This window comes from Bradyrhizobium cajani (assembly GCF_009759665.1).
Classification (GTDB): Bacteria; Pseudomonadota; Alphaproteobacteria; order Rhizobiales; family Xanthobacteraceae; genus Bradyrhizobium; species Bradyrhizobium cajani.
This window is the reverse complement of the sequence record NZ_WQNE01000018.1, coordinates 16,249-28,245: the sequence shown is the minus strand read 5'-3', so window position 1 is coordinate 28,245 and position 11,997 is coordinate 16,249. Positions and strand designations below refer to the sequence as shown.

Here is an 11,997-nt window from a genome sequence, read left to right as displayed (position 1 = left end):
CGTTCGTTTTGCTCAATTGGAGGAGTGGCTCATGCGTTTTACGACATTACTCAGCATCATGGCCGGAGCATCCACGCTCTGGTTCACGCCTGCTCAGGCCGCCGACGAGATCGTCATCGGCTTTGCGACCGCGGCATCCGGATTCATGCAGGCCTATGACAAGCCGGCGCAGGATGCGGCGCTGATCCGGATCGACGAGATCAACAAGGCCGGCGGCCTGCTCGGCAAGAAGATCAAGCCTGTCTTCGCCGACACCAAGACCGACCAGGCTGAAGGCGCCAAGGCCGGTCTTGCGGTGCTCGACCAGGGCGCAGACCTCGTGATCGTCTCCTGCGACTACGATTTCGGTGCGCCGGCAGCGCTCCAAGCGCAGGCGGCCGGCAAGGTCTCCTTCTTCCTCTGCGCCGAATCGATCAAGGCCGGCATTCCCGGCGTCGGTCCCTTCTCGTTCTCGGCGTCCGTACTGGCGGCCGTGCAAGGCGCGACCATGTCGGAATGGGCCTACAACAAGAAGAATGCGCGCACCTTCTACCGTCTGCTCGATAGCTGGACGGTCTACAACAAAGGCATTTGCGACGGCTTCGATTGGCAGCTGCCGCACTTGAAGGAGGCCAAGCTCGTCGGCAGCGACACCTTCAAGAACGACGATGCCTCGATTGCCTCGCAGATCACCCGCATCAAGGGCTTGCCGAAGGAGCCCGATGCCATCATGCTCTGCACGATGATGCCGGGCGCAGTCTCAGCCATTAAGCAGATCCGCGCCGCCGGCATCAAATCGATGATCCTGAACGGCTCGGGCGTCGACGGCAGCTACTGGTTGAACGCCACGCCGGATCTGTCGAACTTCTACGTTCCGGTGCAGGGCTCGGTCTATGGCGACGATCCCAATCCGAAGGTCAACGAGTTCAACAAGAAGTACAAGGAGGTCACCGGCGGCGATCCGTCCAGCCAGTACGTCTATCCGGGCTACGTCCTGATCGACGTCTGGGCCAAGGCGGTCGAACGCGCCAAGTCGACCGATGCGGCCGCCGTCGTGGCCGAGCTCGAGAAGATGAACAACGAGCCGACGCTGTTCGGCCCGCGCACCTTCACCAAGGAGATCCACCACCAGAACCAGGGCCGTTACCTGATCGTCAACACCGAGGCGGGCAAGCCACGCGTCGTTGATCAGTGGACGATCTCGGAGAAGATTCCGGTCGACTATCTGGTGTCCAAGTAAGCCGGGATGCGCTGCCTCGCGCCCCCGAGGCGGCGCAACCCCTTCGTCTGCAAAGCTGTTTTGGAGGAAATGGAGAGATGGTCGTGATCAACTGCGACATGGGTGAGGCCTACGGCCTCTACAAGATGGGCGACGACAAGGCGCTGATGCCCCATATCGACGTCGCCAACGTCGCTTGCGGCTTTCATGCCTCCGACTTCAATCACATGCGCAAGACGGTGCAGCTCGCCAAGGAGTTCGGCGTCAAGGTCGGCGCGCACCCCTCGCTCCCGGATCTCCAGGGCTTCGGCCGCAGGGAGATGAAGATCAGCCGCGAAGAGCTGGCCAATTGCCTGCTCTATCAGATTGGCGCACTCAAGGCGTTCTTGGATGCCGAGGGAATGGCGCTCAACCATATCAAGCCGCACGGCGCGCTTTACGGCATGGCATCCCGGAACGAGGAGATCGCGGAAGCCGTCGCCGACGCCGCCGACGTCTACAAGGTACCGCTGCTCGGCATGAAGGGAACGCTGCATCAGAAGGTCTATGAACGGCGCGGCCACACCTTCGTCGCCGAATATTATGCCGACCTCGACTACAATGCCGACGGCAGCCTCATCATCACCCGCGAGCACGAGGCCAAGGACCCCGTCGATGCCGCTTCGCGCTGCACGCGCGCCGTGAACGAGGGCAAGACGCGGTCGGTTGCCGGAAACGACATTCCGGTCGGGGCGGACTCGATCTGCATCCATTCCGACACGCCCAACGCCGTCGCGATCGCAGAGGCCGTTCGCGAGGCGGTCCGCCCCTATCTCACCGCACGCTGACCGACGCACCGAAATCGAGAGGGAGACCCATGGCAACCCAGCAGATCTTCTCGCCGCTTCCCGGCATCTTCTATCGCAAGCCGGCCCCCGACAAGCCGGCCTACAAGAGCGACGGCGACGTGGTCGCCGATAGCGACACGATCGGGCTAATCGAAGTGATGAAATCGTTCAACGAGGTGAAGGCTGGCGCCGCCGGCAAGATCCTGCGGTTCCTCGCCGAGAACGAAGAGCCCGTCATGGCCGGGCAACCGATTGCCGAAATCGACGTTTGAGGCTCACCGGTTCCTCCATGGCGATCGAAAAACTCCTCATAGCCAATCGCGGCGAGATCGCGGTGCGCATCATCCGCGCAGCGCGCGAGCTCGGCATTGCGACCGTCCAGGTGTACAGCAAGGCCGACAAGGACTCGCTTGCCGTCAGGCTCGCCGACGAAACGGTCGAGATCGGCCCACCGCAAGCGTCGAAATCCTATCTCAACCAGGCCGTCATCCTCGATGCGGCCAGGAGCACCGGAGCAGACGCTATCCATCCCGGCTACGGCTTCCTGGCCGAGAATGCCGAGTTCGCGGCGGCCGTCGAGGCGACGGGGTTGATCTTCGTCGGTCCGACTGCACAATCGATCCGGTTGATGGGTGACAAGGTCGCGGCGCGCGAAGCCGCGGCCGCAGCCGGCGTTCCAACCGTCCCCGGCAGCCAGGGACGCCTGGACTCCGCGGAGGCCGCCTTCGCGCTGGTCGAAAGGACCGGCTTCCCGGTGATGATCAAGGCCGCAGCCGGTGGCGGCGGACGCGGCATCCGGATTGCGCGTTCGGCGGAAGAGTTTCATCACCTGATGCCGCAGGCGCAGGCCGAGGCGCTCGCCGCCTTCGGCGATGGCGGGCTTTATGTCGAAAAGCTGGTCGAAGGCGCACGGCACATCGAGGTGCAGGTACTCGGTGACGGACATGACGTCATCCATTGCTACGAGCGCGAATGCTCATTGCAGCGCCGCCGGCAGAAGGTTTGGGAAGAAGCGCCCTCGCCTTCGCTGGCATCGGCCATCCGGGAACAGCTTTGCGCCTCTGCCGTCGCACTGGCGAAGGCAGTAAGCTATCGCGGCGCCGGAACGCTCGAATATCTCTACGACGACAGAACGCACGAATTCTATTTCCTGGAGATGAACACCCGCATCCAGGTCGAGCATCCCGTGACCGAGATGGTGACCGGAATCGATCTCGTGCGCGAGATGATCCGGATCGCCGGCGGCGAGCGCCTGCGCATCCACCAGGACGAGGTGCGCGTCAGCGGCCATTCGATCGAGGTCCGCATCAACGCCGAAGATCCCGCGAGGAACTTCCTGCCGAACCCCGGCACCGTCAGCGCGCTCGCCGTGCCAGTCGGCGACGGCGTGCGCTTCGACAGCATGCTCTATCAGGGCTACACCGTTCCGCCCTTCTACGACAGTCTGCTCGGCAAGCTGATCGTCCACGACAAGGATCGGTCGGGCGCGATCCTGAAGCTCCGACGCGCCCTCGCCGAGCTCAACGTCGAGGGCCTCGCAACGACAAAGCCGCTGCACGAGGCGCTGGCCCGCGATGCCGACGTACAAGCCGGCTGCTTCCACACAGCCTGGCTCGAGCCTTGGCTTGAATCTCATGCCGCGACGCTCGCGGCACCGTCACCAGCCGCAAAGGTCGCCCCATGATCGCGAGAGAACCCGCCCCGTCAACAACAGGAGGCCGCTAGTCATGCAAACCCGATTTTCCTTCGGCGGCGATGAGCACATCTTCGCCGAAGTTGGCGAGGCGATGTCGCTGGAGGCATTCTTCAAGAGCCTCTTCGTCACCAATGCGGTGCGCGACGCCAAGATCAAGGGCGTGACCGAGATCTGCCCGGCAAATGCATCCTATCAGATCAAGTTCGATCCTGATCAGATCAAGCCGGACGATCTCCTCGTCGAGCTGAAGCGGCTTGACGCCGGGTCCGAAAAGTCCGAGCCGGTGATCAAGACGCGGATCATCGAGATCCCCGTGCTCTACAACGATCCCTGGACGCACGACACCTTGATGCGCTTCCGCGAGCGTCACCAGGATCCGAACGGGACCGACCTCGAATACGCTGCGCGCATCAACGGCCTCGATGGCGTCGATGCCTTCATCAAGGCGCATTCGAGCGCTCCGTGGTTCGTCTCGATGGTCGGCTTCGTCGCAGGCCTGCCCTTCCTCTACCAGATGGTGGAGCGCGAGCGGCAGCTTCAGGCGCCGAAATATCTGCGCCCGCGCACCGACACGCCGAAGCTGACCGTCGGGCACGGCGGGTGCTTCAGCTGCATCTATTCGGTACGCGGCGCCGGTGGCTATCAGATGTTCGGCATCACGCCGATGCCGATCTACGATCCCAATCAGAAGATCAGCTATCTGCGCGACTTCATGTGCCTGTTCAAACCCGGCGATATCGTGAAGTGGAAGCCGATCGACCGGGCGGCCTATGACGCGGCGGTCGCCGACGTCGATGCCGGCCGCTTCGCGCCGGTCATCCGTGACGTCTCGTTCTCGCTGACCGAGTTCAACCGCGACATTGACGCCTATAACCGCAAGCTCGATGGAGTCCTCCATGGCCATTAAGGTGTTGAAACCGGGTCTTGCGACCACCGTCCAGGACCTCGGGCGCCCCGGTTACTATCATATCGGCATCCCGCTCTCCGGCGGCATGGACCGCCATGCGCTCGCTGCCGCCAACCTGCTCGTCGGCAATCCGGAAGGCGCGGCCGTGCTCGAAGCCGTGTTCATGGGCCCGGAGCTCGAATTCACCGAGGATGCGATCGTCGCAATCACCGGCGCCGAGCTGCCGCCAAAGCTCGATGGCGAGCCGCGCGAGACATGGACCAGCTTCAAGGTGAAGCGCGGCCAGATCCTCTCGTTCGATTTCCTCAAGCAGGGCGCGCGCGGCTATATTGCGGTCGCCGGCGGCATCGACGTTCCCGTCGTTCTCGGCTCGCGCTCGACCTACGCGCTCGGTGCGCTCGGCGGCTTCAACGGCCGCAAGCTCGAGGCCGGCGACGAACTGCCGGTTGGCAGGGCCGCAGCCGCCGCGAAGGAAGGTCGCACGGTCGCAAAGGACCTGCGCGGTCAACCGGCGGGCATGCCCACGGAGCTGCGTGCCATGCCGGGGCTCTACTGGCACCGCATCACCGAGGCCGCCGGCAACGGTTTCTTTTCCGACACCTGGAAGGTGGCGCCGGAGGCCGACCGCATCGGCTATCGCTTCAAGGGTGGCAAGCCGCTTGAATTCGTACCACGCGAGCCGCCGTTTGGCGCCGGCTCCGATCCGTCCAATATCACGGACGCCTGCTATCCCTACGGCTCGATCCAGGTGCCAGGCGGCACCGAGCCGATCGTGCTGCATCGCGATGCAGTCTCGGGCGGCGGTTATTTCATGGTCGGCACCGTCATCGCCGCCGATATGGACCTGATCGGACAGCTTCAGCCGAACACGCCGGTGAAGTTCGTCAAGGTCGGCATGGATCAGGCGATCGCGGCCCGCAAGGACCGGGCAGAGTTGCTGGGCAGGCTCCGCACAGCCCTGGCGTAGCTGCCGTGCACGATCTGCTGGTGCCCTGGCCGCCCACCGGCCGGGACGACCGGGTGTGTCTGCGCCTCACGTCTGAATCTGCTCTGCTGTGCAGCAATGCTCGTTCGGCACGAGAGTTGCAACGGACACGCTCGGGCTGAGAAACACCATATGACCTGCGTTAACATCGGAACAACTCGATGTCCGTTTCTCTGAAACAGATCCGCTATTTCGTCGCCGCCGCCGAGACTGGGCGCATCAGCCAGGCGGCCATCGACCTCAACGTCTCGCAATCCGCGGTCACTGCGGCGATTCAGCAGCTCGAAGCAACCGTTTGCGCGCGCCTCCTGGAGCGGACGCCGAACGGCGTCACCGTCACCATGGAGGGCAGTCGTTTCCTGTCCCAGGGTCGCCAGATCCTCGCCGCGGTCGCCGAAGCGGTGCGGAGCACGCACATGTCCGCGGGACCGCTGTTCGGCACCGTGCGCATCGGCGTCACCTACACCGTGTCGGGATATTTCCTGCCCCGCCACCAGATGCGCTTCCAGGCGAGCTTTCCCGGCATCACCATCGAGCTGTTCGAGGCCCCGCGCGACGTGCTCGAGCGCGCACTGGTCGACGGTGCGCTCGATCTTGCGGTGATGCTGGTCTCGAACCTGCGCGACAATGCCATGCTCGTCAGCGAAACATTGCTGCGCTCGCCGCGTCGATTGTGGCTTGCGCCGGAGCATCCGCTGACCCGCGCGGAGCGGGTCCATCTCGCGGAGATCGCGACCTACCCCTACGTCATGCTCACCGTCGACGAGGCCAAGCACACCTCGATGCGGTACTGGACCCACGCGGCGCTCGAACCGAAAACCGTCTTCCGCACCTCCTCGGTCGAGGCCGTGCGCTCCATGGTTGCAGGCGGCATGGGCATCGCCATTCTGTCAGATCTGATCTACCGACCCTGGTCGCTCGAGGGCCAGAGGATCGAGACCCGGATCATCGAGGACGAGGTTCCCAGCATGGACGTCGGCCTCGCCTGGCGGCGCGACACCAAGCTGTCGGAAGCCGCCAGGGCATTCCTTGATTTCATGCGCTTTGCGGTTGCCGGCGTCGGTCCGGCGAGGCCTCCAGTCAGCCTCGACCATGGGCACCGGACCGAGGAGGCAATCGAAATCTGAGATATCTGTTTCCGTTTTATTCGACTTGACGCCGTCCGGCTGCCCTCGTCACACTTGCGGGGGACACGACGACCGGCGGGACAGCCGGCGGCGGGGAGTGAGACATGCAAGTCAGCTACGCGACCACTGACATCTCGTTGCAGGCCCGACGTCAGTACTGGCAGGACGTCGTCTCAAAGACGTATTTCTCGTTGGACCTGCGTTTTCCGAGCCGCAACGACTTCAGCGCCAGCCTGGGCGCCTGGTCGATGGGGCCCGTCGCCGTTTCCCGAAACATCGCGAACGGTCTGCTCTACAAGCGCCACGAGCGGCATCTCCAGAATGAGCGGGAAGAATCTTTTCTGATCACCGTTCCCGAGCTCGCCGAAATCCGCTTCGAGCAGGATGGCAAGGACGTACGCTGCCGGCCGGGCGCCTTCGTGATCGAGCGCAGCCACTTGCCTTACGAATTCAGCCACCATGATCCGGCCGCGCTGTGGGTGCTGAAGATCCCAAGCGCGGTCCTGCGCGAGCGCATCACGCGCCCGGAACGTCTCGCCACGCTGCAATTCGATGCCAGCCGCAGCGTCGGCGCGCTGTTCGTCGACACGCTGCGCCTCGCCGGCGAACGCATCGGCGAAATGGACGAGGCGACTCGCACCATGATGGGCAGGCATCTCGTCGAACTCCTGGCGATGGCCATCGAAGCCGACGACCGCGTGCTGACCGGCCACTCCTCCTCCGTGCGCAACGGCCACCTGCTGCGCTGCGAACATTTCATTCGCAGCCGCCTCGACGACATGCGGCTCACGCCACAGATGATCGCCGACGGCTGCGGCATCTCGCTTCGATATCTGCACCAGATCTTCGAGGGAGAGGGCATGACGGTCTGCGCCTATATCCGCAACCAGCGCCTCTCGATGTGCGACGCGCTGCTGCGCGATCCCAACTGCCGCAAGAGCATCTCCGAAATCGCCTATCAAGGCGGCTTTGCCGACCAGGCCCAGTTCAGCCGCAACTATCGTGGCCGCTTTGGCCGCACACCGAGCGAAGCGCGAGCGATCTCGCGCGGCTCCAATTCCTGAAAGCGACGTCACCTGACGACCAGTTGACCGCTTCTTAGGCAACCCGCCGCTCGTGCGGGCACGCCCGCCCGTCGCTCTCTCGCACAAGTTTTCCTGCGCTCAGCGTCAAGAAGCCGGGCCGCCGGTCCGCCTATGATCGGCGAAACGCTTGCTCGAAAGGAAGACGCATGGTGCAGACCCTTCGTGTGGCCGTCGATGTCGGCGGCACCTTTACCGATATCTGCATCATGGATGAGACGACCGGCCTCATCCGGATCGAGAAAACAGCGTCCACGCGCGATCCGATCGACGGGATCATGGGCGGCGTGTCCAAGGCCGGCATCGACCTGTCCAAGGTCGCGCTGTTCTCGCACGGCACCACGGTCGCCACCAACGCGCTGATCACCCGCCGCCTGCCCCGCACCGCCGTCGTAACGACCAAGGGCTTCCGCGACGTCATCGAGATCCGCCGCGCCAACAAGGAAGATCTTTGGGACACCTACAAGGACGTCGTCAAACCCTACGTTCCTCGGCGTGATCGCCTGACCGTGCCCGAACGGGTCGATGCAGGCGGCAAGGTGATCGAACCGCTCGACGTCGAGGCCGCGCGCAACGTCGCGCGTATCCTCAAGCGTCGCGGCGTCGTCGCGGTCGCGGTGTGCTTCATGAACGCCTACCTCAACGGCGCCAACGAGCGCGCGATGCGCGACATCCTGCTGGCGGAAATGCCCGACGTCCCCGTGTCGATCTCCTCGCAGGTGCTTCCTGAAATCTTCGAGCACGAGCGGTTCTCGACGACGGTCGCCAATGCCGTCGTCAGCCCGGTCGTCGTCAACTATACGAGCCGGCTCGGCGACCGTCTCGCCCACGAGGGCTACTCCCGCGATCTCCTGCTGCTCCACACCGGCGGCGGCGTGATGACGCCGGCCAGCGTGAAGGACTTTGCCGCGCGCCTCGCCGGCTCCGGGATTGCCGCCGGCGCGATCGCCAGCCGCTACATCGCCGGTCTCTGCGGCTTCCCCAATTCGATCGGCCTCGACATGGGCGGCACCTCGACCGACGTGTCGCTGGCCTATGAGGGCCAGTCGCGCATCACCAAGGACTGGCACATCGAGTTCGGCTACCCGATCCGCTTTGCCTCGATCGAGGTGCTCACCATCGGTGCCGGCGGCGGCTCGCTGGCCTGGACCGATCCCGCCGGCTCGTTGCGCAACGGTCCGCAATCGGCCGGCGCCCATCCCGGACCGGCCTGCTACGGCAACGGCAACACGCAGCCGACCAATACCGACGCCAATGTCACGCTGGGCCGGCTCGGCACCCGACTCGCCGGCGGCAAGGTGACGCTCGATCCCATGCTGGCCGAGCGGGCCGTCGAGGACGGCGTCGCAAGGCCGTTCGGCCTCGGACTGCACGAGGCCGCCGATGCCATCGTCAAAGTCGCCAACGCCAACATGTCGGATGCGGTGCGGCTGATCTCGATCAGCCGCGGCTACGATCCACGTGACTTCGCGCTGGTGGCCTTCGGCGGCGCCGGCGCCCTGCACGGGGTCGATGTCGCGCGCGAGCTCGCGATCCCCGTCGTGATCGTGCCGCCCAATCCCGGCGTGACCTCGGCGCTCGGGTGCCTGCTGGTCGACATGCAGCACGATTTTTCGCAGAGCTGCATGGTCGACGCCGCCGATGCCGATGCGACCGACATCGAGGCGCAATTCGCAGCGCTCGAGAAGGATGCGATGGCGCGGCTGGCCCATGAGGGCGTCGCCCAGAAGGATATCCTGCTCCAGCGCTCCATCGACATGATGTATCGCGGCCAGTGGCGCTCGCTCGCCGTCAACGCACCGCGTCCAATCGGCACGATCGCCGACCTCGTGCAGAGCTTCCATGCCGAGCATCAACGCGAATACAATTTCCGCCGCGACAGCGCGCCGGTCAGCTTCTTCCGCCTCAATCTGAAGGCGGTCGGCATCGTCCCCAAGGCCGAATTTGCCGTTCACGAACCGACCGGCGCGATCCCCGAGCCGGTCGGCCGCCGCCGGGTCTGGTTCGACGGCAACGGGCTCGACACGCCTGTCTACGAGCGCGACGACCTGCCCTGCGGCTTCTCCTTCCAGGGCCCCGCAATCGTCGAGCAGGTCGACGCGACCACTGTCGTACCCCCCGGCGCCAGCGCCGAGGTCGACAAATATCTCAACATCATCATCCGCGTGAAGGAGTGAGCCATGGCCGGAGATCTCCCGCTCGATCCCGTCACCTTCGAGGTCCTCAAGAACTCCTTCATCACCAGCGTCGACCAGATGGGCGAACAGGTGCTGCGGACCTGCTACTCGTTCGTGATCTACAACCGCGACTTCTCGAGCGCGCTGCACGATGCCAAGGGTGAATGTGCGGCACAGGGCAACCAGGACATTGCCGTCCATGTCGGCACGCTGCACTTTACCTGTCAGGACGTCATGCGTCACTTCGAAGGCGACATGCACGAAGGCGACGTCTTCGCCATCAACGATCCCTATGCCGGCGGCACGCATTTCTCCGACGTGCGCCTGATCCGGCCGATTTTCGCCGACGGCAAGATCATCGCCTTCAGCCAGTCCAACGGACACTGGTCCGATGTCGGCGGCAGCGTGCCGGGATCTTTCGACGTCGCCGCGCGCGAAATGTTTCGGGAAGGCCTGCGCATCACGCCGGTTCGCCTGTTCGACAAGAACGGCCTGCGCAAGGACGTCGCGCATCTCATCGCCTCGAACACGCGCGATCCCGCCTCGATCATCGGCGACATCCAGGCGCAGGCCGAGGCGACCGCGGTCTGCCGACGCGAGATCCTGCGCCTCGTCAACAAGTATGGCCGCGACACCGTCGAGACCGGGCTTGCTGCCGTGCAGGACTATGTCGAGCGTTCCGCGCGCCAGCGTATCGCGGCACTGCCCGACGGCGAATGGGAGACCGTCGACTTCATCGACCGGGATCCGGCTGGCGGCGAAGGCATGATCCCGATCCGCGTCAAGATGACGATCAGGGGTGACCGGGTCATCTACGACTTCACGGGCAGCCATCCAACGATCGGCTCAATCTACAACTCGGCATTCGGCTCGACCTTCTCCGCCGTTGCCGCCGGAATGAAGACGTTCTTTCCCGACCTTCCGCTGAACTCCGGCTTCTACCGCTGCTTCGAGATCATCGCGCCCGAAGGCTCGATCGTCGATGCCAGATGGCCGATCGCGGTCACCGGCTTCCTGATGCCATTCGAGAAGATCATGAACTCGATCTACGAGATGTGGTCGAAACTGATGCCGGAACGGGCGCTCGCTTGCGCCTTCAATCTCGAATATCTGCTCACCGGCGGCCTCGATGCGCGCAACGCCGACAAGCCGATCTTCATGTTCTACGACTGGCTTCCGGGCGGCTGGGGCGGCCGGAACGGCAAGGACGGCAGCAATGTCACCACGGCCTGCTTCGGCACCGGGCTGATGTCGCAACCGGTCGAAGGCCAGGAGCGGGCCAATCCGATCCTGACCACCGAATGCGAAATCCTGAAGGACTCGCCTGGCCCCGGCAAGTGGCGCGGTGGCGCCGGCGTGGTGAAGACCTCGCGCATGCTTCAGGCCGAGAAGACCGTGATCTCCTACATCTGCGACCGCGAGCGCGCGGTCGTGTGGGGCATCGAGGGTGGCCTGCCCTCCATGCCACACGGGCTGACCCTGAAGCGATCCGGCAGCGCGGCCGAGGAACGGCTTGGCTCGATCTTCTCCGACGTTCCGATCGGCGAAGGCGACATCTTCTCGCGTCCGACCGCGGGCGGTGGCGGCTTCGGCGATCCGCTCGAGCGCGATCCGAACCTCGTGATCGAAGACATCAAGGACGACTACGTCTCGGTCGAACGCGCGGCCAAGGATTACGGCTTCGTCGTACATGCCATCGATGCAGAGCTGTGCAGCTACGAAGTCGACAAGGTCGCGACCGATGCGCTGCGCGCCAGGATCCGGGCCGAGCGTGTCGCCAACGTCCGGCTCGATCCGGAGGTCGTGGCAGAACGCTATCGCAGCGGCGCGATCGACGCGTTCGACGTGATCCGCAAGCACGCGGTGATCCTCGACTGGGGCACCGGTGCTCTGCTCCCCGAATCCACGCGCCAGTTCCGCGACGTGTTCGAGCGACGCTCGGTCGCGATGTGGACCTGATCTTTGTCGGCAACCGCACCGCCCTCGGGCGATGCGGCG

10 protein-coding genes are annotated in these 11,997 nt (G+C 64.5%); all 10 read left to right on the top strand.

Annotated features, from left to right (window positions below; all coding sequences use genetic code 11):
• Positions 1 to 31: 31 nt before the first annotated feature.
• Entirely contained in the window at positions 32 to 1,219 is a 1,188-nt protein-coding gene (locus GPL20_RS21350; RefSeq protein WP_157331474.1) for an ABC transporter substrate-binding protein, read from the top strand.
• A 77-nt stretch (positions 1,220 to 1,296) separates the two neighbouring features.
• A complete protein-coding gene (locus GPL20_RS21345) occupies positions 1,297 to 2,025 on the top strand; it encodes a LamB/YcsF family protein (protein WP_157331473.1) in 729 nt (242 codons plus the stop codon).
• A 29-nt stretch (positions 2,026 to 2,054) separates the two neighbouring features.
• Entirely contained in the window at positions 2,055 to 2,297 is a 243-nt protein-coding gene (locus GPL20_RS21340; protein ID WP_157331472.1) for an acetyl-CoA carboxylase, read from the top strand.
• 17 nt (positions 2,298 to 2,314) lie between these two features.
• Positions 2,315 to 3,709, top strand: a complete 1,395-nt coding sequence (locus GPL20_RS21335) for an acetyl-CoA carboxylase biotin carboxylase subunit (protein ID WP_157331471.1) — start codon at positions 2,315 to 2,317, stop codon at positions 3,707 to 3,709.
• A gap of 43 nt (positions 3,710 to 3,752) precedes the next feature.
• On the top strand, positions 3,753 to 4,628 hold the full coding sequence (locus tag GPL20_RS21330; protein WP_157331470.1) for a 5-oxoprolinase subunit B family protein: 876 nt from the start codon (positions 3,753 to 3,755) through the stop codon (positions 4,626 to 4,628).
• Positions 4,618 to 5,595: a 5-oxoprolinase subunit C family protein gene (locus tag GPL20_RS21325; protein ID WP_157331469.1), complete on the top strand. Its 978-nt coding sequence runs from the start codon at positions 4,618 to 4,620 to the stop codon at positions 5,593 to 5,595. The genes GPL20_RS21330 and GPL20_RS21325 overlap by 11 nt, the downstream gene beginning before the upstream one ends.
• 179 nt (positions 5,596 to 5,774) lie before the next feature.
• Complete coding sequence (locus tag GPL20_RS21320) at positions 5,775 to 6,740, top strand: LysR family transcriptional regulator (protein ID WP_157331468.1); 966 nt, start codon at positions 5,775 to 5,777, stop codon at positions 6,738 to 6,740.
• A gap of 104 nt (positions 6,741 to 6,844) precedes the next feature.
• Positions 6,845 to 7,804 carry an AraC-like ligand-binding domain-containing protein gene (locus GPL20_RS21315; RefSeq protein WP_167533143.1) on the top strand — a complete coding sequence of 320 codons (960 nt, stop codon included), beginning with the start codon at positions 6,845 to 6,847 and terminating at the stop codon, positions 7,802 to 7,804.
• Positions 7,805 to 7,974: 170 nt separating this feature from the next.
• Positions 7,975 to 9,999, top strand: coding sequence for a hydantoinase/oxoprolinase family protein (locus GPL20_RS21310; RefSeq protein WP_309143225.1), 2,025 nt, complete (start codon positions 7,975 to 7,977; stop codon positions 9,997 to 9,999).
• 3 nt (positions 10,000 to 10,002) lie between these two features.
• The gene (locus GPL20_RS21305) at positions 10,003 to 11,958 is read left to right on the top strand and encodes a hydantoinase B/oxoprolinase family protein (protein WP_157331466.1); all 1,956 of its coding nucleotides are present in this window, start codon (positions 10,003 to 10,005) and stop codon (positions 11,956 to 11,958) included.
• Positions 11,959 to 11,997 lie beyond the last annotated feature (39 nt).